This is a genomic window from Streptomyces sp. NPDC043812, from assembly GCF_056436245.1.
This window is the reverse complement of sequence record NZ_JBWKCY010000002.1, coordinates 230,270-256,417: the sequence shown is the minus strand read 5'-3', so window position 1 is coordinate 256,417 and position 26,148 is coordinate 230,270. Positions and strand designations below refer to the sequence as shown.

At 70.1% G+C, this 26,148-nt stretch carries 20 protein-coding genes and 1 pseudogene; 10 read left to right on the top strand and 11 right to left on the bottom strand.

Going from position 1 to position 26,148, the window contains the following annotated elements; all coding sequences use genetic code 11:
* The first annotated feature begins 96 nt into the window (after positions 1 to 96).
* A complete protein-coding gene (locus AC067Z_RS03845) occupies positions 97 to 306 on the top strand; it encodes a DUF397 domain-containing protein (RefSeq protein ID WP_478787815.1) in 210 nt (69 codons plus the stop codon).
* Between the two features lie 123 nt (positions 307 to 429).
* Here the strand turns inward: AC067Z_RS03845 and AC067Z_RS03840 are convergent, their stop codons facing one another.
* Positions 430 to 1,269: a hypothetical protein gene (locus AC067Z_RS03840; protein ID WP_478787814.1), complete on the bottom strand. Its 840-nt coding sequence runs from the start codon at positions 1,267 to 1,269 to the stop codon at positions 430 to 432.
* Positions 1,270 to 1,350: 81 nt separating this feature from the next.
* Here AC067Z_RS03840 and AC067Z_RS03835 point away from each other — a divergent pair, with 81 nt between their 5' ends.
* Together AC067Z_RS03835 and AC067Z_RS03830 are read left to right on the top strand one after the other, a co-directional pair.
* The gene (locus tag AC067Z_RS03835) at positions 1,351 to 2,133 is read left to right on the top strand and encodes an SDR family oxidoreductase (protein WP_478787813.1); all 783 of its coding nucleotides are present in this window, start codon (positions 1,351 to 1,353) and stop codon (positions 2,131 to 2,133) included.
* Positions 2,134 to 2,335: 202 nt separating this feature from the next.
* Positions 2,336 to 3,916 (top strand): sodium:solute symporter family protein, encoded by a 1,581-nt coding sequence (locus AC067Z_RS03830; protein ID WP_478787812.1) that lies wholly within the window; start codon positions 2,336 to 2,338, stop codon positions 3,914 to 3,916.
* A 122-nt stretch (positions 3,917 to 4,038) separates the two neighbouring features.
* Here the strand turns inward: AC067Z_RS03830 and AC067Z_RS03825 are convergent, their stop codons facing one another.
* The 3 genes from AC067Z_RS03825 to AC067Z_RS03815 all read right to left on the bottom strand — a co-directional run bounded on the left by AC067Z_RS03825 (position 4,039) and on the right by AC067Z_RS03815 (position 11,198).
* A complete protein-coding gene (locus AC067Z_RS03825) occupies positions 4,039 to 5,172 on the bottom strand; it encodes an ADP-ribosylglycohydrolase family protein (protein WP_478787811.1) in 1,134 nt (377 codons plus the stop codon).
* Positions 5,173 to 5,317: 145 nt separating this feature from the next.
* The gene (locus AC067Z_RS03820) at positions 5,318 to 8,035 is read right to left on the bottom strand and encodes a tetratricopeptide repeat protein (RefSeq protein ID WP_478787810.1); all 2,718 of its coding nucleotides are present in this window, start codon (positions 8,033 to 8,035) and stop codon (positions 5,318 to 5,320) included.
* Positions 8,036 to 8,063: 28 nt separating this feature from the next.
* On the bottom strand, positions 8,064 to 11,198 hold the full coding sequence (locus tag AC067Z_RS03815; RefSeq protein WP_478787809.1) for a bifunctional FO biosynthesis protein CofGH: 3,135 nt from the start codon (positions 11,196 to 11,198) through the stop codon (positions 8,064 to 8,066).
* Positions 11,199 to 11,359: 161 nt separating this feature from the next.
* Here AC067Z_RS03815 and AC067Z_RS03810 point away from each other — a divergent pair, with 161 nt between their 5' ends.
* The 5 genes and pseudogenes from AC067Z_RS03810 (at position 11,360) to AC067Z_RS03790 (ending at position 14,417) form a co-directional block, all read left to right on the top strand.
* Positions 11,360 to 12,226 (top strand): helix-turn-helix domain-containing protein, encoded by an 867-nt coding sequence (locus AC067Z_RS03810; protein ID WP_478787808.1) that lies wholly within the window; start codon positions 11,360 to 11,362, stop codon positions 12,224 to 12,226.
* Positions 12,223 to 12,420, top strand: a complete 198-nt coding sequence (locus AC067Z_RS03805; RefSeq protein WP_478787807.1) for a DUF397 domain-containing protein — start codon at positions 12,223 to 12,225, stop codon at positions 12,418 to 12,420. Before AC067Z_RS03810 ends, AC067Z_RS03805 begins: the two co-directional genes overlap by 4 nt.
* Before the next feature lie 214 nt (positions 12,421 to 12,634).
* Entirely contained in the window at positions 12,635 to 13,123 is a 489-nt protein-coding gene (locus AC067Z_RS03800; RefSeq protein ID WP_478787806.1) for an SseB family protein, read from the top strand.
* A gap of 55 nt (positions 13,124 to 13,178) precedes the next feature.
* Positions 13,179 to 13,940, top strand: a pseudogene (locus tag AC067Z_RS03795) (RHS repeat-associated core domain-containing protein); the annotation flags it as partial.
* Positions 13,941 to 13,955: 15 nt separating this feature from the next.
* Complete coding sequence (locus AC067Z_RS03790; RefSeq protein ID WP_478787805.1) at positions 13,956 to 14,417, top strand: hypothetical protein; 462 nt, start codon at positions 13,956 to 13,958, stop codon at positions 14,415 to 14,417.
* 348 nt (positions 14,418 to 14,765) lie between these two features.
* On the opposite strand, the gene AC067Z_RS03785 is transcribed toward AC067Z_RS03790, so the two are convergent.
* On the bottom strand, positions 14,766 to 15,596 hold the full coding sequence (locus AC067Z_RS03785; protein ID WP_478787804.1) for an LLM class F420-dependent oxidoreductase: 831 nt from the start codon (positions 15,594 to 15,596) through the stop codon (positions 14,766 to 14,768).
* A gap of 171 nt (positions 15,597 to 15,767) precedes the next feature.
* Here AC067Z_RS03785 and AC067Z_RS03780 point away from each other — a divergent pair, with 171 nt between their 5' ends.
* Positions 15,768 to 17,288, top strand: a complete 1,521-nt coding sequence (locus AC067Z_RS03780; RefSeq protein ID WP_478787803.1) for a CehA/McbA family metallohydrolase — start codon at positions 15,768 to 15,770, stop codon at positions 17,286 to 17,288.
* A 136-nt stretch (positions 17,289 to 17,424) separates the two neighbouring features.
* On the opposite strand, the gene AC067Z_RS03775 is transcribed toward AC067Z_RS03780, so the two are convergent.
* Together AC067Z_RS03775 and AC067Z_RS03770 are read right to left on the bottom strand one after the other, a co-directional pair.
* Positions 17,425 to 17,790 (bottom strand): hypothetical protein, encoded by a 366-nt coding sequence (locus AC067Z_RS03775; protein ID WP_478787802.1) that lies wholly within the window; start codon positions 17,788 to 17,790, stop codon positions 17,425 to 17,427.
* A gap of 97 nt (positions 17,791 to 17,887) precedes the next feature.
* Positions 17,888 to 18,778: a DMT family transporter gene (locus AC067Z_RS03770; RefSeq protein WP_478787801.1), complete on the bottom strand. Its 891-nt coding sequence runs from the start codon at positions 18,776 to 18,778 to the stop codon at positions 17,888 to 17,890.
* A gap of 109 nt (positions 18,779 to 18,887) precedes the next feature.
* Here AC067Z_RS03770 and AC067Z_RS03765 point away from each other — a divergent pair, with 109 nt between their 5' ends.
* Complete coding sequence (locus AC067Z_RS03765; RefSeq protein ID WP_478787800.1) at positions 18,888 to 19,538, top strand: YwqG family protein; 651 nt, start codon at positions 18,888 to 18,890, stop codon at positions 19,536 to 19,538.
* A gap of 61 nt (positions 19,539 to 19,599) precedes the next feature.
* Here AC067Z_RS03765 and AC067Z_RS03760 read toward each other — a convergent pair whose 3' ends face one another.
* The 4 genes from AC067Z_RS03760 to AC067Z_RS03745 form a co-directional block, all read right to left on the bottom strand.
* Positions 19,600 to 21,165 (bottom strand): APC family permease, encoded by a 1,566-nt coding sequence (locus AC067Z_RS03760; RefSeq protein ID WP_478787799.1) that lies wholly within the window; start codon positions 21,163 to 21,165, stop codon positions 19,600 to 19,602.
* 300 nt (positions 21,166 to 21,465) lie between these two features.
* Positions 21,466 to 22,917, bottom strand: coding sequence for an aldehyde dehydrogenase family protein (locus AC067Z_RS03755; protein WP_478787798.1), 1,452 nt, complete (start codon positions 22,915 to 22,917; stop codon positions 21,466 to 21,468).
* Complete coding sequence (locus AC067Z_RS03750) at positions 22,914 to 24,656, bottom strand: N-acyl-D-amino-acid deacylase family protein (protein WP_478787797.1); 1,743 nt, start codon at positions 24,654 to 24,656, stop codon at positions 22,914 to 22,916. The genes AC067Z_RS03755 and AC067Z_RS03750 overlap by 4 nt, the downstream gene beginning before the upstream one ends.
* A 288-nt stretch (positions 24,657 to 24,944) precedes the next feature.
* Positions 24,945 to 26,063, bottom strand: coding sequence for an LLM class flavin-dependent oxidoreductase (locus tag AC067Z_RS03745; RefSeq protein WP_478787796.1), 1,119 nt, complete (start codon positions 26,061 to 26,063; stop codon positions 24,945 to 24,947).
* Positions 26,064 to 26,148 lie beyond the last annotated feature (85 nt).

Sequence of the window (26,148 nt, the reverse complement as noted above, 5' to 3'; positions counted from 1 at the left end):
GAATGCCCAACTCGCGCACCCAACTCGGCGAGTAGCGTCGATCACGCCAGCAAGAACGTTGGCGCACATCACATCACTTGCCGAAGCGGAGCGATCATGGCAATCCTTCAGGGCGCCACGGAGACCTGGACGAAGTCCTCGTACTCCACGGGTAACGGCGCTTGTGTAGAGGTCAAGTCCCCTGTGGTCCAGGCGATTTCCGTCCGTGACTCGAAAGTCACCGCGGGCCCCACGATCACCTTCGTCCCCGACTCGTGGAACGCCTTCGTGAACGAAGTGGCGCAGAGCGCGTTCGGTCGCGACTGAGCGCGGCGCCGCCGCGCGCCAGCGCGTGTCAGGGCGTGTCAGCCAGCACCACACGTCAGTACCGAGAGCCCTCTCGACTGGATCGCCGTCCCGGCCGAGGGGGCTCGGCCATACGCCTCCCCCTCAGCGCAGTCGGTCGACGTAGCGGTCCGTGCCCGGGACCGTGGGGACGAACGGTGCGACGAGTTCCACACGGCCGAGCCCCGTGCCCCCGATGTCGGCGTCGAGACCGGTGAACGCAGGGTCCCAGCACTCCCTCGGGTCGGCCTCCAGGAACCACAGCAGGGTCAGCCGGGTGTCCACACCCTCCACCTGCTTCACATAGGTCATCCGGTCGCCGGGCAGCGGTGTCGGACGGAAGACGGTCACCATCGCGGCCGGGGAGCCGGCCAGCCGCCGCGGCAGGTGCTTCGTGCGCAGCCACTCCAGCAGCTCCGCCCGCTGCTGCGGACCGTCCGCGTCGACGACCTCCAGCACGAGCCCGGCATACGGGTGGTCGAGGGCATGCACGTCGCGCGGACCGGCCGCCCCGTCCCGGTAGACGGTGGCCTCGTGGTCCTGGAACGCGGTGAAGACGTGCGTACGTTGCTGATGGACCCGGCCGTCGCGGTTCAGCCGCTTGTTGATGCCGACGGTCCACTTCATGTGGTCGTCGTAGCGGCCCTCGGTGATCCAGTACGTCGACAGGTAGCAGCCGGCCGTGACCGGCTGCGCGACCGCCGACTTCTCGGGGTAGCGCAGCAGTTGAAGGTCCCTCGTCGCCACCCAGCGCCGCCCGGCGTACATCCAGGGCATCGCCATCGCACCCGCGTAGTAGTGGTCGTCCTCGTACCAGCGGTTGTACGCGTACTCATGGCCGGGATGCGGCTCGACCATGGTGATCAGGGCGTGGCCGGGGCGCACCCCGTACGGGCCGACGCCGGCCAGCTCCGCGTACACCTCACTGCGCGTGTCCTCGTTCACGGCGCTCCCCTTCCCTCCTCCGCCGGACGGACCTACTCTGACGCTCCGTCAGGTAATCCGCCAGCCTCGGGAGGCGTCGGGATGCTGCTTCAGGACAGGACCGTCATCGTGTCCGGCGTCGGCCCGGGACTCGGGCACCAGGTCGCGGCGACCGTCGTACGGGAAGGCGGCAACGCGGTGCTGGGTGCGCGCACGGAGGCGAACCTCGCGAAGTCGGCGGGTGAGATCGATCCGGGCGGCGTGCACACCGCGTACCGCCCCACCGACATCACCGACGAGTCGCAGTGCGAGGCGCTGGCCTCATTGGCGCTCGAACGCTTCGGGCGTATCGACGCGGTGGTGCATGTCGCCGCCTGGGACAGCTACTTCGGCGGGCTGCAGGACGCGGACTTCGCGACCTGGCAGGGGGTCATCGACGTGAACCTGCTGGGTACGCTGCGGATGACCCGTGCCTGCCTGCCGGGGCTCAAGGAGCGGGGCGGCTCGGTCGTCATCATCGGCACCCAGTCGTCGGTCGCCGCGCCCTCGCAGGTGTGGCAGGCGGCGTACGCGGCGTCCAAGGGCGCACTCACCTCGGCGATGTACTCGCTGGCGCGCGAGCTGGGACCGCACCGGATCCGGGTGAACACGGTGCTGCCCGGCTGGATGTGGGGTCCGCCGGTCCAGGCGTACGTCCGGTTCACCGCGGACACCGAGGGGGTGCCGGAGGACGAGGTGCTCGGCCGCCTCACGGAGCGGATGGCGCTGCCGGAACTGGCGACGGACACGGATGTGTCCGAGGCCGCCGCCTTCCTCGCCTCCGACCGCGCGCGGGCGATCACGGGCCAGTCTCTTCTGGTCAACGCGGGCGAACTGATGCGATAGCAGGCGCCGTTCCTCGCGGGGCCGCACGGACGGGTGTCCGGTGCGGCCCCTTTTTCGCCCTTCTGTCGATCACGAATATGAACCGAGGTCAACAACTCGAACAATTTTACGTTCTCTTGACCCTCCACTCCGTTGTCGCGCCGCCGCGCATCCCCACACCATGAACGGCGTTCACAAGACGGACCGGACCCCTGGAGGGGGCATGAACAGTCTCGACTGGGCCGTACTCATCGGCTATTTCGGCGTGATGGTCGCCATCGGCGTCTGGTCCCACAAGCGTGTGGACAACGTCAGCGACTACTTCACCGCCGGCGGAAAGATGCCGTGGTGGCTGTCGGGCATCTCGCACCACATGTCGGGCTACAGCGCCGTCATGTTCACCGGGTACGCGGCGATCGCCTACACCTACGGCGTCACGTCGTATGTGACCTGGTCGTTCCCGATCGCCATCGGTATCGCGATCGGTGCGCGGCTCTTCGCCCCCCGGCTCAACCGGGTGCGCTCCCGGCTGCACGTCTCGTCGCCGCTCGAATATCTGAAGAACCGTTACAACCTGCCCACGCAGCAGGCGCTCGCCTGGTCCGGTGTACTGCTGAAGATCGTCGACGTCGGTGCGAAGTGGGCTGCCATCGCCACCCTGCTGTCGGTGTTCACCGGTGTCTCCCTCAACATGGGCATCCTGATCACCGGCGCGGTCACCGCCATCTACTGCACGGTCGGCGGACTGTGGGCCGACGCGCTCACCGAACTCGGCCAGTTCGTCATCCAGTTCGTCGCCGGAATCGCCATGCTGGTCGCCGTCATGGCGGAGCTCGGCGGCTTCAGCAGCCTGTGGACGGTGTGGGACGACCCCAAGCTGGAGGGCCACACCGAGCCGCTGGCCGGCCCGTACATGATGGTCTTCCTGATCGCGTATCTGTTCATCAAGACCTTCGAGTACAACGGCGGCATGTGGAACCAGGCCCAGCGCTACATGGCCACCGACTCCGCGAAGTCCGCCCAGCGCTCCGGCGCCCTGTCCGCGGTGCTGTGGCTGGTGTGGCCGGCGGTGCTGTTCTTCCCGATGTGGGTCGCTCCGCTGCTCATCGAGACCGATGTACCCGCCGACAGCTACGCGCTGATGGCCGAACAGCTCCTGCCGCACGGCCTGCTGGGCCTCGTCATCGTCGGCTTCTTCTCGCACACGATGGCCATGTGCTCCTCCGACGCCAACGCGATAGCGGCGGTCGTCACCCGCGACATCATGCCCGCCGTGTCCCGCAAGGTCCGCGAGTGGGACACCCGCGCCGGCCTGCTGGCCGCCCGCTGGACGACCCTGCTCTTCCTGGGCCTGTCCATGGCGATCGCGACCCAGGTCAACTCGGACTTCTTCGGCGACATCATCACCGTCGTCATCAAGTGGGTCGCCGGTCTGATGGGCCCGATCGCGATCCCGCTGATGCTGGGGCTGCTGCCCTGGTTCCGCAAGAGCGGCCCGACGGCGGCCCTCACCAGCTGGGGCATCGGCCTGATCACCTTCTGGCTGGTCAACTACCCGATCAGCTGGAACGTCGAGGGCGGCGTGCCGCTGCAGTACCAGGTCTCGATACCCCTGGTGGTGTCGCTGGTCCTGTACATCGTGATCGGGTGGATCAAGCCGGAGGACACGCCGGAACGGGACGACGTCCTGGCGAAGATCAACAACGACGACGACGGGTCGGACGCGGGGGCGGTGGGCCTGGTCCCCGCACCGGCGGGTGCCTCGGACACGGCGGCGCTCGGCCGCGAGGGCGCGACCGGCTGACCGGTCGGCCTGCTCGCCGACGTCAGTTCCACTGACGATGGGGTTCCCCGGACCGAGTCCGGGGGAACCCCATCGTTCTGCGAAACCCCGGGCGCTCCCCGCGGAGCCGCGGGTGCCGACCGTCAGGCGAGTTCCGGCGAGGTCGCCCTGGGGTAGCGGGACAGCCAGCCCGGCGCCGTCGTCGTCGGGCTGTGCAGCGCCGGCCCCTGCGTCATCTCCATCGCGAAGTCGTCCGCGATCTCCAACAGCGTCCCGCGGCCCTCCACCTCGCACAGCCACGCCGGCGGCAGCGCCGTCTCACCGTGCAGCGCCCCCAGCAGCGCCCCGCACACCGCTCCCGTCGCCTCGGAGGGCCCGTCGTGGTTGACCGCCAACCGCAGTCCGTGGCGGATGTCCTCGCCGACGAGAGCGCAGTACACAGCGATCGCCAGCACCTCCTCCGCGTACCCGTTCTCGCCGAGCGCGGCCACCCGGGTCGCGCTCGGGATGCCCTGGCGTACGGATCCGAGTGCCTGCTTCAGCGCGTCCGTCACGGGCTGATGGCCGGGGCGGGCCGCGAGCTGCGCGAGGGCGCGCTGCACCGAGCCGTCCAGGGTCTCCCCGCGCGCGAGCCCGTGCACGACGACGGCGAACGCGCCCGCCGACAGATACGCCGTCGGATGTCCGTGCGTCTGCGCGGCGCACTCCACCGCGAGCTGGCACACCAACTGCGGCTCCCAGCCCACCAGCAGCCCGAACGGCGCGGACCGCACCAACGCTCCCGCATCCCGGGCGGTGGGGTTCTTGGGCGCCTGCAGAGTGCCCATGCTCTCGTCGCCGAGCCCGGTCAGACAGTCGCGGGACGGATTGCGGCGGCTGTAGAGCCACTCCTCGCGGGCGAGCCAGCCGTTGTCCCTGCGGCGCTCGTCGGGCCCCCAGTCGCTCTGCGTCGCCGCCCAGCGCAGATAGGCGCGGTGCAGATCGGTCGGCGGATGCCAGGCACCCGTGTCCCGGCGTACCTGAGCGCGGATCAGCCCGTCGACCGAGAACAGCGTCATCTGGGTGGCCGCGGTCACCGCACCGCGCCGCTCGCCCGAGGGTACGAAGTCGGTGAGCCCGTCCGGCCCGTGGAGCGTACGCAGCTCCTCCAGGCTCGCTCCGCCCGCAGCGGCCCCCAGCGCATCGCCGATCGCGCCACCGAGGAGGGCGCCGCGCACCCGTGCACGGAAGTCCTGCTGCTCGGCCCGGCCCCACACGGCCGTGGCTGCTGCGCTCACCGTGCCACTCCCCGACGTCGAACGAACACTGCCCGGCGAAGCACTGTAATCGAACGGGAACGGTGGGTTCGGAGCACGCAGGGAGATCACACGGGTATGTCGGCCAACTCCCCGGACGCCGGATATGACCGGCCGGACGGGATTCTCAGTACGACGACTCGCGCGGTCCGAAGGAGTACGCGTCGTACGTCACCTCGCTGGCGTCCGGCCCCGGCCGCCGCAGCCGCGCCAGTTCGGCGAGATCCGCCAGCGCCTGCTCCGTACGCCCGAGTGCCAGATTGGTGCCCACCCGCGACCACAGCGCCGGCCGGAGGCCGGGGGCGAGGCGCAGCGCGCGGTCCAACTCCGAGAGCGCCTCCTCGTGCCGCCCGGCCAGGCCGTGTGCCGCACCGCTCGCCGCCAGCTCGCGCGCCTCCCGGCCGCCTGCCGTCACCGCCGCACGCTCCCGGTCGTCCCGGGCGCCCGCGGTGTCGCCGAGCCGTTCACGGATCTCGGCGCGGCGCTGCATCGCCCACGCGTAGTCCGGTTCCAGTTCGATCGCCCGCCCCAGGTCCGCGAGGGCGTCCTCGGTGCGGCCCGCGCCCTCCAGCGCCATGGCACGGCTGCCGAGCGCCCATGCGTACGCCGGGTCGAGCTCGAGCGCACGCGTGTACTCGGCGACGGCCTCCTCGTAGCGCCCGGCGAAGCGGTAGGCGTCGCCGCGTTCGCCCGCGATCCACGGGTTGCCGGGCGCGAGCGCGCCCGCGCGGGTGAGGTCCGCCAGCGCGCCGGTGAAGTCGCCGTGCTGACTGCGCGCCCTGGCCCGGCGCAACAGCGCCCAGACATAGCCCGGTTTGAGCTCCAGCGCCCGGTCCAGGTCCGCGAGCGCCTCGACGGTGCGGCCGAGCCGCAGCAGCGCATGCCCGCGGCTCGCCAGCGGCCAGTGGTGATCGAGCCCGCCCAGGGCGCGGTTCAGATCGGCGACCGCCTCGTCGTACCGCCCGGCGAGGCGGTGCACCTCGCCGCGCTCGGCCCACGTCCAGCCGAAGTCCGGGTCCAGCTCCAGCGCCCGGTCGAGGTCCGCCAGCGCGGCGTCCAGCTCGCCCAGCCTGCGCAGCGTACGGCCGCGCCCGTGCAGTGCCGCCGCGCTGGCCGGGTCGAGATCGAGCGCCCGGCGCGCGTCCGCGAGCGCCGCCTGGTACTCGCCCGCGTTGTGCAGGTCGCGGGCCCGGACCACCAGGGCGTCGACACGGCCCGCCGGGTCCAGTTCGGCCCTGGCGAGCAGGACGTCCAGCAGGTCGATGCCGAGCCGGGACTCGTCCTGCAGGGCGACGAGACAGTCCCGGCCCCAGCCGCGCAGCAGATCGCTGTCGGCGTCCTGTCCGGCCTCCGCCAGCATCCGCGCCCACGCGCGGGCCGCCGCCGTCCCCTCCCGGCACGCCCCGACCCCGTCGCGCAGGGCGCCCGGCAGAGCGACGGGCGGCTGCGCACACAGCCGGTGGTACGTCTCCTCCAGCCGCAGCTCCCGCCAGTTCTCCGCCGCCCACAGCCGCCCCGCATCGACGCCGGCCGCGGCCGTCGCGCACCACCGCGCGAACGCGGCGGCCAGCCGTTCGTGGCTCGCGATCCAGCGCTGCGGGGATCCGGCGCGGCGCAGCCGCAGCATCGGGGCGCGTACGACGTCGTGGTACACGGCCAGGCCCGCGCGTTCGTCCACGAACGGCATGCCCCGCAGCCACGGATACAGCTCCGCCGCCCCGGTGGCCTCGGCGAAGACGTCCTCGTTCAGTCTGCGCGGCAGCGCGCCGTCGAGCGCGGCGGCCCTGCGCGCCGAGTCCTGTTCACCACTGAGGAAGCGTTCGACGGCGGTGGAGCTGGGGTCGTCGACGGCTCCCTCCAAGGTGCCCGGATTCGCGGCGAGGGTGGTCAGCAGCACCGGCAAGCGCCCCGACAGCCGAAGCACCTCCCGTACGACGGCCTCGTCCTCGACACCCCGGGCGGTGAGCAGTTCACGGGCCTCGGCCTCGGTGAACGGCTGCAACGGCAACTCCGAGACGAGGTCGATACTGTCCGCCCAGCGCACCCGGTCGAGCGGCCGCTGACCGGCGGTGGTGACGACGAGACCGGCGGGGGGTTCGCCGTAGCGGTCGACGACGAACAGGGCGGCCAGCCAGGCGTCGAGGAACGCTCCGATGCGCTCGTAGGTGTCGAAGAACAGCGCGATCGACGCGTCCGGGTCCGACTCCGCCGCCGCGTGCTCCAGTTCGGCGAGGAACACCGGCGAGAGCACGGGCAGCGGGTCCATCACGAGCTGGACGTCGTCCTGCCGGAAGTGCGAGCTGAGCCGGGCGCGCAACCGCTCCGCGCCCGCCGCGATGTGCGCCGGGTCCATCGCGCCGGCCAACGGACCGATCCCCGGGATCAGCGTGAGACCTGCCACCCCGACCCGAGCGGCCGCGACGTGCGCGGCCGACGGCCCGGCGCCCGCGGAGAACGCCTGCTCCGGGTCGTCCACGAGGGACGCCGCCTCGTGCCGCCGCTGGCGGTAGGTCGCCAGCATCCGGTCGAACTCCTTCAGCCGGTACCCCTGGCGCCCGACGTCGGCACTGATGGCGGCCATCGCGTCCGGCACGCTGTTGACGGAGTCGTCGACGTACGCGGTCAGCGTGCCCCGCGCGGCTGCCGCCGCCTTCATCCGGTGCACCAGCGATGTCTTGCCGACCCCGGCACTGCCGTGGACGTGGAAGACGAAGCGGCGGCGTGCGTCCTCGACGGGGAGGTCGAAGTTCCGCCGGTACGACTCCAGTTCGGCGTCGCGTCCGACGAACTGGGCGCTGCGGCGCTCGTCGATCACCCGCCGCAGCGACTTCTTCGCACCGCTCATGCCGACTCCCCCGAATCCGTCATACGGATCAGTCTGGCAGCAGCGGCAGCAGCTCCGGGAGATGTCCGTCGGACGCGGCAGCGGCCTGCTGCCGTTCCTCGGGCACCTCTCCGTACAGCGTCGTACGAGGCTTCGCCGGCCGGCCGGCCGCCTCCGCGATGGCGGTGAGGTCCCGCACGGAGCGGTACGACCCGTAACTCGAACCCGCCATACGGGAGATGGTCTCCTCCATCAGCGTGCCACCGAGGTCGTTCGCGCCGGAGCGCAGCATCTCGGCCGCGCCCTCGGTGCCGAGCTTGACCCAGCTGGTCTGGATGTTGGTGATGTGCGGATGGAGGAGGAGCCGGGCCATGGCGGTGACGGCCCGGTTGTCACGGGTCGTCGGCCCCGGCCGGGCGATCCCGGCCAGATACACGGGCGCGTTGGTGTGGATGAACGGCAGGGTCACGAACTCCGTGAAGCCACCGGTCTCCTGCTGGATGGCGGCGAGCGTGCGGAGGTGCCCCAGCCAGTGGCGGGGCTGGTCCACATGCCCGTACATCATCGTCGAGCTGGACCGGATGCCCAGCTCGTGCGCGTTCTTCACGACCTCGATCCAGGTCGCGGCCGGCAGCTTGCCCTTGGTGAGTACCCAGCGGACCTCGTCGTCGAGGATCTCGGCGGCCGTGCCGGGGATGGAGTCCAGCCCGGCCTCCTTCGCCGCCGTCAGCCACTCGCGGATCGACATCCCGGTCCTGCTGGCCCCGTTGACGACCTCCATGGGCGAGAAGGCATGCACGTGCATGCCGGGAACGCGCTCCGTGACGGCCCGCGCGATGTCGAAGTACGCCGTGCCCGGCAGATCGGGGTGGATACCGCCCTGCATGCACACCTCGACGGCGCCGACGTCCCACGCCTGCTGCGCCCTGTCGGCGACCTGGTCCAGGGAGAGGGTGTACGCGTCGGCGTCGGTGCGGCGCTGTGCGAAGGCGCAGAAACGGCAGCCGGTGTAGCAGACGTTGGTGAAGTTGATGTTGCGGGTGACGATGTAGGTCACGTCGTCGCCGACGACGTCACGGCGCAGTTCGTCGGCGATGCGGGTGAGCGCGTCGAGAGCGGGGCCGTCGGCGTGGAGGAGGGCGAGCGCCTCGTCGTCGGTGAGCCGGGTGGGGTCGTCCGCGGCCGTGCGCAGCGCCTCCCTGACATCGGTGTCGATGCGTTGGGGCACCATGCCGGGCGCGGCGGCCTCGCGCAGCGCCTCCCAGTCCCCGTAGACGTCGTCGAAGTCGTCGCGCCGGTCGTGGGTGCGGCCCTCGGTGTCGATGGTGCGGTGCAGATCGGTGCGACCGGTGGAGGTGAACGTCTCGTCGGGCTCCTGCCAGGGCAGGCCGGCCGCGAACGCGTCCGGCCGTGCGAGGCCCGTCTCCGGGTCGGCGAGCGCGCGAACGTGCGGAAGGAGGCGGGGGTCGAGCCACGGCTCGCCGCGCTGCACGAACTCCGGGTAGACGCACAGCCGTTCCCGCAGCTCGAAGCCCTCTGCCCGGGACCGCTCGGCCAGTTCGTCGATCTGCGGCCAGGGCCGTTCGGGGTTGACGTGGTCGATGGTCAGCGGCGACACCCCGCCCCAGTCGTCGATCCCGGCGCGGATCAGCCGCGCGTACTCGCCGTCGACGAGATTGGGCGGGGCCTGCAGGCAGGCGGAGGGCCCCATGATGTGCCGCGCGACGGCGACGGTGGCGACCAGTTCGTCGAGCTCTGCGTCCGGCATCCCACGCATGGCCGTGTCCGGCTTGGCGCGGAAGTTCTGCAGGATCAGCTCCTGGATGCCGTGGTAGGCACGGGAGACGCGGCGCAGCGCGAACAGCGACTCGGCGCGCTCCTCGTACGTCTCACCGATCCCGATGAGCAGGCCGCTGGTGAAGGGGACGTTCGTCCGTCCCGCGTCCTCCAGCACCCGCAGCCGGACCGCCGGCTCCTTGTCGGGCGACCCATGGTGCGGCCCGCCCGGCTCGGACCACAGCCGGGTCGCGGTGGTCTCCAGCATCATCCCCATGGAGGGCGCGACGGGCTTGAGCCGCTGGAAGTCGGTCCAGGACATGACCCCGGGGTTGAGGTGCGGGAGGAGCCCGGTCTCCTCCAGGATGCGGATGGACATGGCGCGTACGTAGGCGAGGGTGTCGTCGTATCCGTGCGCGTCGAGCCATTCACGGGCCTCGGGCCAGCGGTCCTCGGGCTTGTCCCCGAGGGTGATGAGCGCTTCCTTGCAGCCCGCGGCGGCGCCCTTCCGCGCGATGTCGAGGACCTCGTCGGGCGACATGAACATCCCGTGCCCGGCGCGACGGAGCTTGCCGGGCACGGTGACGAAGGTGCAGTAGTGGCACTTGTCCCGGCACAGCCGGGTGAGCGGGATGAAGACGCTCTTCGAGTAGGTGATGACTCCGGCCCGCCCGGCGGCTTCCAGCCCGGCGTCCCGCACGCGTGCGGCGGACGCGGCGAGGTCGTCGAGGTCGTCACCACGTGCCTGCAACAGCACGGCGGCCTCGCCGACATCGAGGGCGACCCCGTCCCTGGCCCGCTTGAGCGCGCGGCGCATGGCGTTCTCGGTGGGCCGTGCGGTGGGTTGTCCGGGCCGGCTGGACTGGTCGGCTTGCCGTCCGCGCTGTCCGGGGTGCTGTCCGGGCTGGTCGTCGAGCTGCCGTCCGGGCTGGTCATCGGTCATGCGTCGAGCATACGAGCGGGGTGGGGCGGGGCGGTGGGGTGGCGTCGGGATCCCGCCGGGCCCCGTAGCGCTCAGGGGAGTGGGCAGCGTCGCCCACACCCTCTTCCCGACCGGGCGGGACGCGACGCCCCAGTCCTGCGCCAGCGCCGCGACCAGGAGCAGGCCACGGCCCGTCTCCGCGTCCGGGGCCGGCTCCCCCGGCGCGGGCGCGCGCTCGCCCCGTGCGTCCGAGACCTCGATGCGCAGTGTCGCCTCCGCAAGCCGCAGACGGAGCTCGAAGTCTCGTCCCTGCACGCGACCGTGCGTGACCGCGTTCGCGCCGAGCTCCGCGACGATCAGTGCCGCCGTGTCGGCGAACCCACTGCCGTACGTGTGACCCCACTCGTGGAGTTGGTGCATGGCGAGGTGCCGGGCGAGGCGGGCGCCACGACGTGTCGAGGTGAAGCGTTGGGTGAACTCAGCCATGGGGGTGGTCGTTTCCGTATTCACATCTCCGAGCGTGTCCGGCCCCACTTACTCTGACCAGGACTTACGGTTCGACGCCGGGTAACCGTACGGATGCGGTCGGTTCGCTGTACGGATGTCGGCCGTGACCGACGGGCACGTGCGGCAAGGGCAGGTACGGCATGGGCAACACGGGACGGGACGAGCGGCCGGAACGGCCGGCCGAGGTGGACGGGACCGCCCACCTGTTCCGGGCACTGGGCAAGCAGATCAAGGTCCTCAGGGAGCAGGCGGGGCTCAGCCAGAAAGAGTTGGGGATCGCCGCGCACTGCGGTGAGGACCTGATCTCGGCAATCGAGCGCGGGGTACGCACGCCGCAGCCGGACTTCCTGGAACGCGTGGACGGACTGGTGGGTGCGGGTGGCGTGCTCAAGGCAGCCGTTGACGACGTACGCGAGGCACAGTCGAAGGCCCGGACCCGGCATCCGGAGTGGTACCGGAGCTACGCCAGACTGGAGGCCGAGGCCGTCCAGCTATACGTCTACAACAACCAGTCGGTGCCCGGACTGCTCCAGACCGAGGACTATGCCCGTGCCGTCTTCACGCAGTGGCGGCCGCTCCTCGACGAAGCAACCATCGAGAAGCGTGTGGCCGACCGCCTCGACCGGCAGCGGATCTTCGAGCCGTGGCCGTCGCCCACGTTCGGCTTCGTCCTGGACGAGAGCGTTCTGATGCGGCCGATCGGAGGGCCGGCCGTGCATCGACAGCAACTGCGTCGGCTGCTGGAGATCGGGCGACTACGGACTGTTCAGTTTCAGGTGATGCCCCTCGCTCGCGAGGAACAACCGAGCCTGGACGGTCCGTTCACCTTGGTGACACCGAAGGGGCAGCAGCAGGTGGCGTACCTGGAGACACATACGTACCCGCGCCTGATCACTGACAGGGAAGAGGTTCGGGTGCTGTCGATCCGCTATGGGATCATCCAGGCGCAGGCTCTCAGGCCTGGCGAGTCCCTGACCCTGATCGAGAAGATGCTGGGAGAGCGATGAACACCGAGCAGCAGCTCAACTGGTTCAAGAGCAGCTACAGCAGCGGCGGCGGCGGGGAATGCGTCGAGGTGGCCACCACCTCCGCCTTCGTGCACATCCGCGACTCCAAGAACCTCCCCGGCCCGCAACTCGCCCTCCCCCGTCCCGCCTGGGTCGCTTTCGTCGCGCATGTCGGCGCCGTCGCGGGAGACTGAGCGCGACAGCACCACGGATGTTCAGGAGGGTCGAAGCCACGCCTCGCCGTGATGCACGGCCCGCGCTGCCCGAGGAACGCGTCGTGAGCGTGGAGCACCGACGGACAGTGCCAACGATGCCGTCCGTGACGTAGGCAACTCCCTCACCATTTGCGCCATCGTGTCCGATGTTCTTCGTTGCTGTCGGGAAGTCGGCCGTGACAGCATTCGGCGGGTGAGTGACAACGGGGATGACATAGCGAGGCCGCAACGACCCTCGCGGCTCGCTGACTTGGCCGAGTTGTCGGCGCCGGAAGGACCACCGGCGCCGACGACCGCCTCGCCGACGCCGCCGGTCGACGAGCCGGCCAGGGCGCGGCGTCGGTTTGCTCGTTTGCTGGGTGAGTTTCGGCGTTCGGCTGTGCTGGTGCCGTTGGATGCGTCGGGGTGTTTGTGGTCGGCGGATCAGGGTGGGGTGCGGTGGATCTGTGCGTTCTCCGACGAGGAGGCGTTGGCCCGGTTTGCTGGTGCGCAGGGTGATGCGGGCCGGGAGTGGGAGTACCAGAGAGTTCTGGGTGCGCGGCTCTTGGATGTGATGGTGCCGATGCTGCCGGGTCCGGCCGGGGTGGCGCTGGATGCGGGCAGTGAGGACGGTGTGTTGTTCCCGCCGGTGGCGGGGATCGTGCCGGATGCGGTGGCGGTTGATCTCGGGGGGATGCAGTGAGTGGGAGCGAGCCGGTGCTGCAGGCACCGCCGTCGGCGTTGGTGAGCTGACCGCCCCTGTGACAATCACATGGGACCACGATGGTCTGCATCCCATGGCCCAGACGGAGCGCGTGCGCACTGCTACCCAGGATGAGATTGACGCACGCTTCTTCACCATTGTCACCGATCTTGTCGGCACGCCCAGCGAACTCGTCGACGAATCCGGGGCGATTGCCTGGCGCACTCGGAGCACAGTATGGGGTACGACCACGTGGGCGAAGGCGAGCACCGCCTACACGCCGCTGCGGTTTCCCGGACAGTACTTTGACCCCGAAACGGGACTCCACTACAACCTTCACCGCTACTACGACCCGGAGTCAGCACGGTACCTTTCCCAGGACCCCCTGGGTCTGGCCCCTGCGCCGAACCCAGCCACCTATGTCCACAATCCGCACACGTGGAGCGACCCATATGGGCTCGCACCGTGCAACCAATACTTCGACAAGCGTGCCGAGGCATTCAATGCGGCGCGGGAGCGGGCAGGCGTACCCAACAGCCAGCAGCCGGTCAAGCAATGGGAAGTTGGCGACGATCCGACGCAGCGCCACCGGACAAGTAACTATGTGTACGACCCCAATCCGGGTGCCCACGGTCGCTACTACCAGTACGAGACGCCTCAGGGCACGCGTGTGATCGCCGAGCACACCAGTGACCCGAACGCACCATTTCCACACTTTCATGCGGGACAGCCCAAGGGCGGCGGATTCAACGTGGACATGATGGGTGAGCGATATCAGCAGGTCGGCGATAAGCATCACCTCTACTACAAGGGATGACAGGCAGATAGCGCCATGAGCGAAGCGCTGAAACGGAAACTCCTGCTGGCCAAGGAGAAGAAGGAGAAGGAACGGATCGAGCAGGACTTGCCGAGCGGTATGCTCGAGGAGTTCGTCGATACCAGCGAGGTACCTGAATGGGTGGCCGCCGCGTTCAATCGATTCACGAAATCAGCCACTCCTCCGGATTACTCCGCTGCTACCGAATCACAGCAAGAACTGGGGGCTTGGATCGAATCCCTGGCTGGGAGGAACGGCCTGTCGGAGCTCGTGCTTGTGCGTACGAACCTGCAGAATTTTCCATGGATGAAATGCCGCTGCGCTTCTTCTGGCTGGGCTGAAGCGCTAACGGGCACCGTGGGGCGCGACTTGACCCTTCTCTCGCACGACAAGCAGCGAATGCTCGTGATCTTCGATGAGGAGTACGAGTACATCGCTTTCGTAGCGTCGCAAGAGACCGAGACGCCTGCGGAATGAGGCCCACGACGTGACACGACAGCGAGGACCTGATCTCTGCAATCGAGCATGGGACGGACGCCGCAGCCCGACGTCGTGGAGCGAGCAAACGACTTGCTCGGCGCGGGTAGCGTCTGACGGCCACGCCCTCAGGCACTGGAGATCCTTCGCCAACACTGCACCACGTCCACCAGCGCGGCGCCGGTACAAGCCGTAGGTGTCACGGGGCACTCACCTCGCCGTGATCCTCGCCCGGCAGAGCCGGCAGAGAGCGCGTCGCCTGCGCGGCGAGCTCAGGGTCGGCCAGAAGCTGTGCCGTGGCACGTCACTCGACGATCACCCGGCGAGCCCAGAGGCTACTTCGGAGCCTCACAGATACCGCGCGTAGTCGTCCAGCACCCGTAGCACCTCCAGTTCATCCCCCGGCGGCAGCTGCAGCACCACCTCCGTCACCCCCTGTTCCTCGTAGTACGCCAGCTTCCCGGCCGACGGCGCGACCGCGCACGGAACGACCTCCAGGGATTTCGGGTCGCGGCCCGCGGCCGTCCACACCTCCTTCAGGGCCGGGGTCGACTCGCGCATGCCTCTGCCGCCGATCGGCATCCAGCCGTCCGCGTACTCCGTGATGTGTGCGAACAGCTTCGGGCCCGCCGCGCCGCCCACCAGGACGCGCGGGGTGCCGGACGGGGGTTTCGGGTGGGCGAAGGAAGCGCTGACGGAGGCGAACTCGCCTTCGTACGGCACGGGCTCCGGGGACCACAGGGCGCGCATCACGCGCATCCGGTCCCGGACCAGTGCCCGCCGCGTCGACCAGTCCACGCCGTGGTCCTCGGCCTCCTCCACGTTCCAGCCGAAGCCGACGCCGAGCGTGAAGCGGCCGCCCGAGACGTGGTCCAGGGTCGCGATCCGTTTCGCCAGGGCGATCGGGTCGTGCTGAGCCACCAGGGTGACGGCCGTACCCAGGGTCAGGGTTGTCGTGACTGCCGCGGCCTGCGCCAGGGCAACGAACGGGTCCAGCGTGCGGCCGTACTCCGGGGGGAGCTCGCCGCCGCCCGCCGCGTACGGGGTCCTGCGGGACACCGGGATATGGGTGTGTTCGGGGAGGTAGAGCCCGGCGAAGCCGCGTTGTTCGAGTTCTCGGGCCAGCCGCACGGGCGTGATGGTCTCGTCGGTCAGGAAGATCGTGGTCGCGATCCGCATGGGGACAAGGTAGGCCCAAACACCTCACCTCGTCGCCGGTCATGACCGCGTCATCCGCCAATCCCCTTCCCTTGCACCACCGTTCACGGCTCAATACGAGGGTTCGGACGAGGACTCAACGGCATCGACGCATCACTCCTGTCCTTCTCGACAACCTGGGGAGCCGACGGCATGTGCAACGACGACGAACACGCAATGGCCAGACGCGGACTGCTCCTGACAGGAGCGGCCGCCGCCTTTACGTTGGGAACCGTGAGGTTCGCGCACGCGGCATCAGGCAGTCCCGACCGACAGGCCGACGGGCACACCAAGGTCGTGAGCGGCACGCTGCCGCCCGGCGCCCCCGACTTCGTCTTCCTCCCCGTGGAGATTCCCCCGGGCGTGAACGAGATCCACGTCGCCTACGCCTACGAGAAGCCACAGCAGCCCCCCGGGACCTCCGGCAACGCGCTCGACATCGGCATGTTCGACGAACGCGGCACCGCACTCGGCGGCAAGGGCTTCCGCGGATGGTCGGGCGGGGCCCGGACCGAGTTCTTCATCCGGGCCGACGACGCGACGCCCGGCTACATCCCGGGGACCATCCGGCCCGGTGTCTGGCACATCGCCCTCGGGCCGTACACCGTCGCCCCGCAAGGGCTGCCGTACGAGGTGACCATCACGCTCCGGTACGGGGACCAGGCGAGGCCTCCGAAGCCGGTGTACCCGCCGGAGCGCGCCAAGGGGCGCGGCCGGGCCTGGTACCGCGGGGACTGCCACCTCCACTCCTGGTACTCCGACGGCCGGCGCACCCCCGCCGAGATCGCCGCGCTCGCCCGCGCCGCCGGGCTCGACTTCATCAACTCCTCCGAGCACAACACCCACTCGGCGCACGCCCATTGGGCCGACCAGGCGGGCGACGACCTGCTGATCCTGCTCGGGGAGGAGGTCACCACACGGAACGGGCACGTGGTGGCGCTCGGCACCGACCCGGGAACGTTCGTCGACTGGCGCTACCGTGCCCGGGACAACCGCTTCGGCCACTACGCGCGGGAGATCCGGCGCGCCGGCGGGCTCGTCGTCCCCGCGCATCCGCACGCCACCTGCATCGGCTGCAACTGGAAGTTCGGCTTCGGGGAGGCCGACGCGGTCGAGGTGTGGAACGGGCCGTACACCCCCGACGACGAGGTCTCCCTCGCCGACTGGGACAGCTCGCTCGCCGTCGCCGCCCGCAGCGGCCGCCGCTGGACCCCGGCCATGGGCAACAGCGACGCGCACCGGGACCCCGACCCGATCGGCACACCGCAGACCGTCGTGCTCGCCGACGATCTGACGCGTGAGGCGATCCTCGAAGGGATCAGGGCCGGGCGCAGTTATGTCGCCGAGTCGAAGGACGTGACCGTGGCCTTCTCGGCGGCGGGCGGCCGCGGCCGGCACGCGGGCATCGGCGAGCGGCTGCGCGTGGCCGACGGCGACCCGGTGACGGTGCGCGCCGAGGTCGCGGGAGTACCGAACTGCACGGTCCGGTTCGTCACCGACCAAGGCGTCCTGCACACGGCCACGGTCCCGACGTCAGGGACGGCCACCGTGGAGTGGCGTACGACGGCGCAGTACGCCACCTATGTGCGCGCCGAGGTGCGGCACGCGGTGGTGGTGCCGGGACTGCCGGGGCCGCTGGCGGCGTTCACCAACCCGGTCTTCCTGGGCGGGTGAGTGTGCACACGTCACCCGTGGGCGCCGCTCGGCCCCGTACTACGAGGTGCGACGCCACGGGCGGATGAGCCGCCCCGTCGGCCTGCGCCGCATCGTCCGGGCAGGCGGCGCCTGACGCCCCTGGGAGGGCGCCGCTTCAGCGCTTCTCCACGGGGAACAGTGGCGTCCATGCCAGCGCGGTGCGCCATGAATCGCCGTCACGCATCCAGTCGGCGATGACCTCCGCGACCGGCTGGGGCCCGATCACATCGCCCTGCCACGGCACATGCGCCTGGAAGTGGAGCTCCTCGCGACCCTCGCGGTACTCGACCTGATAGCTGATGTCGTCGTTCAGGTACACCTGGATGAAGTGCTGGCCGGCGGGCTGCCGGTCGCATCGCTCGACGATCACGAAGGGGTGCGAGAGGTTCATGTCGGCGAGCAGGTCGTGCACTTCGACGTCGGACGGGTCGTCGACAGACCTCCCGCCGGCTTCGACTGCGCGGATCAACGGCTGTGACATGAGAGCGACTTTACGGGGCGGGTGTGACAACGGCCAGGCCACTCGCGGATGACCGCAGCCGATGCCCGCGGTCGACGCCGGGTGCGACCGACCGCCCTCACGGCTTTCGCAGCGCGCCCAGGTACACACCGGTAAGGATCAGCGGAGTTCCCAGAAGCAGTCCCGCCGTCAGAGGCTCGTCGTCGAGCCAGGCCGAGAGCAGGATGGTGACGAGGGGGACGACGACGAAGATGTACGCGGCCCGCGACGGGCCCCAGGCTCTGACCAGCAGCAGGTAGAGCACGAACACCGCCACCGAGCCCGCCAGGACGACGTACCCCAGGGCCCACCAGGTCGCCGCCCGCTCCGGGAGAATCCACCTGTCGTCGGCGGCCCACGAGCCCGTGAAGAGGAGCGCCGCCGCGCCCGTCATTCCGACGGCGTTCATCGTCACCGGATGGACCTTGGGCAGGCGGTGGACCAACACCGCCGCCTCCGCGAAGGAGACCACGGCGCCGAGCATGGCGAGGAACGACAACAGAGGGACCGACCCCTGCAGCGGATTGCGGGACACGACCGCCACGCCCGCGACCGCCAGTACCGTCCCCACCCCCGCCTGCAGGCGGAACGTCTCCTGGTGCTGGGCCACCGAGAGCAGCAGGGCAACCAGCGGCACCAGGGAAAGGATGGTCTGACCGAGGCCTGCGTGGATGTGGACGAGGGCGTAGTAGGCCAGGGCGAAGGTGACGCCGAAGTTGAGCACGCCGAACAGCAGCGCGCCCGCGAGAGCCCGGCCGCGCGGCCACTGGAGCCGCATGACAGCCACGACGGCGAGCAGGACGACGGCGGCCGCCCCGAACCGCAACGCAGCACCCCACAGCGGATCGAGTTCCCGGTTGCTGAACCGCACACCCACGGCGTTGCCGCCGGCGAAGAGGCAGCACGCCGCGAAGGTGGCCGGGGCATGGCGGCTACCGACGCCGTTGCCGCTACCGGAAGGGGCTTGCATCACTACACGCTAGGCCGGGTGCGGAGCGCCGGTGCGGCGACACTCCCGGCGTAGGCCGTGCCCCGCCCGGCCACGGCCGCTGTCGGTGCCTGCAGCTACGCTCCCCGCCATGGCACAGACCTTGATGATCTACAACGGCACGACCGACGACCACGCCGATGCGGCGCGCACCGGTGGGGTGCCGCTCGTGCCCGCCGGGTTCTCCTGGCCGCTGTGCGCCGAGTGCGGGGGCCCGATGCAGTTCTTCGCGCATCTGCCGTTGGAGCACGGTGTCCTGTCGGTGTTCCTGTGCCAGAACGATCCCGGTGCGTGCGAGACGTGGGACGCGTCCTCGGGGAGCAACCGGGCCTTCCTCTTCCCCCGGGCCGGGCTGGTCCCCGCGGTGGTGCCGACCGCGGGCGTGACACTGCTGCCGGTCGTCTCCGCGATCCGGACCGAGGTCGTCACGACGGACGACGACACGACGGCCGAGCCGCCGGAAGGGACGGACCCCTACGACCTGGCGCGCGCGGCATGGCAGGCGGAGCCCGGCGCACGGTGGGGGAAGCAGCGCGAGGTGCTCGGTTCCCTCGGTGGTGAGCCGACCTACCTGGAGGAGGACCGGATTCCGCAATGCCCGTCCTGCGCCCGGCCGATGGACTTCGCGGCCCATCTCGAAGAGGGAATCGACTCCCGCACCGCCGCGAACCTCGGCGGCGCGGTCGGTTACGTCTTCACCTGTGCCGGGTGCGCCGAGGCAGCGTTCCTCCTGGGAAGCTGAGCGCGCACCCGGGAGGATGGGGTCAGACCTCGCCGGGGAACGCTCATGTACATCCTCACTGTCAGTCGGCGACGACCAGCGCCGGCGTCTCCTTCGTCAGCACCTCGCCGCGGAAGAACGCCGGGCTGCGGCGCTGCATCACCAGCATCAGGACGACTCCGAGCAGCAGCAGGCCCACACCGATCACGAACACCGAGCCCATGCCGAGGACCGAGGAGCCCGAGCCGTAGGCCGGGTCCCACATGTCGTAGAGGGTCTTGGCGAAGACGGCGGTGAGCATCAGGCCGCCGATGCCCGGGAACACACCCTTGACCAGCAGGTTGCCCGGTGAGCGGGACAGTTCCTTGCGGAAGAACCAGACACAGGCGAAGGCCGTGATCGAGTAGTAGAAGCAGATCATGAGGCCGAGCGCGTAGATGGTGTCGACCAGGACGTTCTCGCTGACGAGGCTCATCACGGTGTAGAAGACGCCGGTGGCGACGCCCGCGGCCACCGTGGCGAGGCCCGGGGTCTTGAAGCGGGGGTGGACCTTGGCGAACGCCTTCGGCATCGCGTCGTACGCGCTCATCGCGAGGGCAGTGCGTGCGACGGGGATGAAGGTGGTCTGGAGGCTCGCCGCGGCGGACGCCAGGACCGCGACGAAGAGCAGGATGCCGAGGCCCGAGCCCATGACCGGGTCGGCCAGGACGGCGAACACGTTGTCGGAGGTGTCCGGGTTGCCGAGGCCGGTGCCCTTCTCGCCGATGCCGGCGTACATCTGCACGGCGATGGCGACCATCAGGTACGAGGCGACGATGACGACCATGGCGAGCATGGCGGAGCGGCCCGGGGTGCGGGCGCTGCCGACGCTCTCCTCGTTGATGGACAGACAGGCGTCCCAGCCCCAGTAGATGAAGATCGAGAGGGAGAGCCCGGCGGTGAAGGCGGAGAAGGACTCGACGCCGAAGGGGTTCATCCAGGACAGGGAGAAGTCCAGGGAGCCGGCCACCTCGTCGGACTTGGCGATCGCCATGGCCGCGAAGATCACGATGACGGTGAGCTGGAGGCCGACCAGGGCGTACTGGACCCACTTGGTCGCGGTGATACCGCGGTAGCTGATGGCCGTGGCGACCGCGATGAAGGCGAGAGTCGTGAGGATGTGGACGGCCTTGTTGCCGTCGAGCGCGGCGACACTCTCGCTGCCGGTGACCTGACCTGCCGTGAGCCAGAAGAAGGAGGTGGCCACACCGGCGAGGTTCGACAGGACGACGACGGTGGCCACCAGCAGGCCCCAGCCGCACATCCAGCCGACCCTGGGGCCGAACGCCTTCACCGTCCAGGTGAAGGAGGTGCCGCAGTCCGGGAGCGCCTTGTTGAGCTCCCGGTACGCGAAGGCGACGAGGAGCATCGGCAGGAAGCCGGTCAGGAAGACGGCGGGCATCTGGAGCCCGACCTCGCCCACGGTCGGCCCGAGTGTGGAGGTCAGGCAGTACACGGGGGCGACCGTCGAGACGCCGATCACCGCGCCGCCCATCAGACCGACGGAGTTGCCGCCGAGCCCCTTGGTGCGGACACCTCCGGCGTCTTCGGGGGCGGCCGCGCCCCGTACTGCTTCTCCGGCCTGCGGCCGCGCATCCAGCTGAGTCATGAACAGGACGTTAAGTGCTGCGGTTTCCATATCCGGACGACAGAGATCCGGATCGAACCCCTTTCATTTGCAGGCAATCAACGGAATTCATCGGCAATCAAAAGCCCACACCGGAAACGCGATGGCACTTCTCAAGGCAGACCATCCGTTGGCCTCCATTGCGAGAACCGCAGCTCTGACCGATTCGTCCGATTTCAAAATTTCCCGCGACGATTTCCCCGCGCCCCCAGGCGCGTCCCCACCCCGCGTCCCCACCCCGCGTCCCCACCCCGCGTTCTCGACCCGCCATCACCCCGGCCCTCACCCCGGCCAGACCACCGCCTGCAGCTCGCTGTACGCATGCAGCGCATACGAGCCCACGTCCCGCCCGACCCCGCTCCTCTTGAAACCGCCGAAGGGCGCCTCCATGTTGCGGCCGACGGTGTTCACGCCGACACCGCCCGCCCTCAGCCGGCCCGCCACCCGGAACGCGCGCGCCACATCGCCCGACCACACGTAGTCGATCAGCCCGTAGTCGCTGTCGTTGGCGAGCGCGATGCCCTCGTCCTCGTCGTCGCACGGGACCACGACCACCACCGGTCCGAAGATCTCCTCCCGGACCACCCGCATGTCGTTCGTACAGTCCGCGAGGAGCGTGGGGGCGACGTAGAAGCCCCGGTCGAGCGCAGGGCGCTCCCCGCCCGCGACCAGACGCGCCCCCTCCTTGCGGCCCAGTTCGACATACGACTCCACTCGGTCGCGGTGCGCCGCGGAGATGACGGGGCCGACGACCGTCGCGGGGTCGCACGGATCGCCGACGCCCAGCCGGCCCGCGTACGCGGCGAGCCCCTCGACGACGCGGTCGTACACGCCGCGCTGTGCGATCACCCGCGTCGGCGCGGTACAGATCTGACCGCTGTAGAAGGAGAACGTCGTGCCGATCCCGCGCACCGCCGATGCCACGTCCGCGTCGTCGAGGACGAGCGCCGCGCCCTTGCCGCCGAGTTCCATCAGCTGGCGCTTCATGTCCCGGCCGCAGATCTCCCCGATGCGCTGCCCGACCGCCGTCGAACCGGTGAAGCTGACCATGTCGACGTCCGGCGAGTCGACGGCGGCCTCGCCCACGCCCGGCGCCGACCCCGTCACGACGTTCACCGTGCCGGGCGGGGCGCCGGCCTCCTGCAGCGCCTCGGCCATGCGGTACACGGACAACGGGTCCTGCGGGGCCGGCTTGACGACGACCGTGTTGCCCATGGCCAGCGCGGGCGCGACCTTCCCCGCCGGGTTCGCCCACGGGTTGTTGTACGAGGTGATGCAGGTGACGACCCCCACCGGGCGGCGTACCGCCAGCGCGCCGAAGACACCGGCCTTCCCCATCGGGCCCGCGGCGTTGATCTGCGGGGGCAGCGCGTGCTCGACCGGCTCCAGCGCGCCCTTCGCGTATCTGCGGAAGCGGGCGGCTCCGACCGCGACCTGCATGCCGCGCGCGGTGGCGGTCGTCGCGCCGCTCTCGGCGCGGGCGAGCACGGTGTACGCGTCCGCGTTCCGCTGGATGATCTCCGCGGCCCGGTCGAGGATCGCTGCCCGTTCCTCGGGAGCCGTTCGGGACCACGCCGGGAACGCCTCGCGGGCGGCTGCCGCCGCTTCGTGGACCTGGGCGCGGCTCGCCTCGGGGGCGAGACCCACGGTCTCCTCCGTGGCGGGGTCGATCACCTCGTAGTGACCACCGTCCGGTTCGGTCCACTCACCGCCGATGAACAGCCTCTGCGTCACCGGGTGCTCACCGTCCTGGTGTCGCGTCCCGAACGCAGCACGGTGCCCGGCACGGCGCCGGTGACCACGTCGTCCCTGATCGTCTCGACACCGTTGACCCGTACCGACACGATGCCGAGCGCCTTCGCGTCCAGCCGCGGGCTGTCGCCGGGGAGATCGTGCACGAGCGTCGCCGGGCCCGCGTCGATGCGCTCCGGGTCGAACAGCACCAGGTCCGCGTGCCAGCCCTCCAGGACCCGGCCGCGTTCCCGCAGGCCGAACAGCCGCGCCGGATCGTCGGTGAGCATCTTCACCGCCTCCTCCAGTCCCACCAGCCTGCGGCCGCGCAGACAGTCGCCGAGGAAGCGGGTCGTGTACGGCGCCCCGCACATGCGGTCCAGGTGCGCGCCCGCGTCGGAGCCGCCGAGCAGCACGTCCTCGTGCTGCCATGTCTCGGCCCGCAGCGTCCACGAGGCCGGGTCGTTGTCCGAGGGCATCGGCCACAGGACCGTACGCAGGCCGTCGTTGGCACAGATCTCGACGAGGCAACCGAACGGGTCCTGGCCGCGTTCGGCGGCGATGTCGCCGACGACCCGGCCCGTCAAGCCCTCGTTCTCCTTCGTGTACGTGTCGCCGATGACATAGCGGCCGAAGTTTGCCAGGCGGCGGAAGACCCCGGCCTCCTTGGAGGCGGCACGGCGCAGCATCTCCGCGCGCACGTCCGGGTCGCGGAGCTTCGCGATCCGCTCGGGGACCGGGAGGGAGAGGATCTCGCCCCAGCCGGGGATGAGGTTCAGCGCGCAGAAGGTCCCGAGCGACATGTTCATCGGTGTGAGGATCGGCATGGTGAGCGCGACGATCCGGCCGCCGGCCTTGCGGGCCCGCTCGGAGGGGACCAGCTGGCGGGGTACGCGTTCGGGGACGGCGGCGTCGACGGTGAGGACGTTCCAGTTCAGCGGCCGCCCCGCGGCGGCGCTCATCTCGACGAGGAGGTCGATCTCCTCGTCGGCGAACTGGTCGAGGCAGCCCGCGACGATGGCCTCGAGCTGTGTCCCTTCGTGCTCGCCGACGGCCCGGGCCAGGGCGATCAGCTCGTCGGGCCGGGCGTGCCGGGAGGCCACGGGCCGGCCGTCGCCGTCGGAATGGGTGGACGACTGGGTGGTGGAAAGGCCCCAGGCTCCGGCGTCCATGGCGTCGTGCAACAGGTCGAGCATCTCCCGGAGTTGCTCGGGTGTGGGCTGTCCACCGACGGCGTCCGGGCCCATGACGTGACGACGCAGGGCGCAATGTCCCACCATGAACCCCGCGTTGACAGCCGTACGGCCGTCGAGGGCGTCCAGGTACTCGCCGAAGCTGTGCCAGCTCCAGGGCGCGCCCTCTTCGAGGGCGACCAGGGACATGCCCTCGACCTTCGACATCATCCGCCGGGTGTAGTCGGCGTCCTCAGGTCGGTCGGGATGGAGGGGGGCGAGGGTGAATCCGCAGTTGCCGCCCGCGACGGTGGTGACACCGTGGTTGAGCGACGGCGTGGCGTACGGGTCCCAGAAGAGCTGGGCGTCGTAGTGGGTGTGCGGGTCGACGAAGCCGGGGGCGAGGACGAGACCGTCGGCGTCCTCGGCGGTGCGGGCCGGCTCGGTGACGGTGCCCGGTGGGGCGATGACGGCTATGCGGCCGTCCTCGCCGATGCCGACGTCGGCCGGGTACGCGGGGGCGCCCGTCCCGTCGACGACGGTCGCGCGCCGGATGAGGTGGTCGAGCATGCGTGGCGTCCCTTCGGGGCGTGGTGGGTCGGTGCGTGGCCCGGCCGGGTGCGCGGCTGCTTCGGCCGCGAAGGCTGCGCACGCCGGCCGGGCCGGGTACGGGTGGCGGTCCGGGAAGACGCCGCCCGTACGGGTGGGGTGGGCGCGGAGCGGTGCAGTGCGGGTGGGCCGCTGCGCGGGGCCGTTCCCCTCCCCGGCCTTTCCCGAAGCCGTGCCCGGCCCGGACCCGTACCGCGCCGAGCGCGGGGTCCTGGGGCCGAGCCCCCGGTCACGGCGCCACGAGAGCTGTCACGCCGCTTCGCGGAAACGGGTCGTGCGGTGGACCGGGTCCGTGTCGATCTGGGGGATCACGTGCTCGCCGATCAGGCGGATCGTCGTCATCGTGTCCTCGTACGACACCCCGATCGGCAGCCCGAAGGACAACTGGTCAGCCCCCGCCTGCTCCCACCTCTTGCACTGCTGCAGCACCTCACCGGGGTCGCCGCAGATCATCAGCTCCTCGGCTATCAGGAGTTCGATGATCTCCGCCGTGTACTCCGGCAGCAGTTCCGGCCACTCCGGGATACCCTCCGGCCGCGGGAACGTGTCGTGGTAGCGGAACAGCAGCGACTGCAGGTAGTTGAGCCCGCCGCCGACCGCGATCTCGACCGCGCGCTCGTGCGTCTCCGCGCAGATCGCCGTCGATGTCACCATCACGTTGTCGTTGACGAACGCGCCGACCGCCTTGGCCTCCTTGACCGCCGTCTTGTACGACTCGACGACCCACTCCATGTCGGAGACCTTCTGGACGCTGAAGCCCAGCACGCCGAGGCCCTTCTTCCCGGCCATGGCGTACGAGGACGGGGAACCGGCCGCGTACCACATGGCGGGGTGGGCCTTGCCGTACGGCTTGGGCAGGATCTTCCGCGGCGGCAGGGACCAGTGCTTGCCCTGGAAGCCGACGTACTCGTCCTGCAGCCACATCTTGGGGAACTCGGTGATCGTCTCTTCCCAGATCTCCTTGGTGTGGTTCATGTCGGTGATGCCCGGCATGAACCCGAGGATCTCGTGGGAGCCGGCTCCGCGGCCGGAACCGAACTCGAAGCGGCCCTCCGACAGATGGTCGAGCATGGCGACCTTCTCGGCGACCTTGACCGGGTGGTTGACCGGGGCGAGGGGGTTGAAGATGCCCGAACCCAGGTGGATGCGCTCCGTGGCGTGGGCGAGATAGCCGAGGTAGACGTCGTTGGCCGAGAGGTGGGAGTACTCCTCCAGGAAGTGGTGCTCGGAGGCCCAGGCGTACTTGAACCCGGACTTGTCCGCGTGGATGACGTACTCGGTCTCCTCCATGAGCGCCTTGTGCTCGGCGAGGGGGTCGGTCTCGGCGCGCTTGCCGAGGTAGCCCTGGACGAAGAGGCCGAATTCCAAGGGGGTTCACCGCCTTATAGTTTCTGACGGATCGTCAGATCTGGATGGGTCGACTGTTCCACCGGGTGCCCGGACAGTCAATACC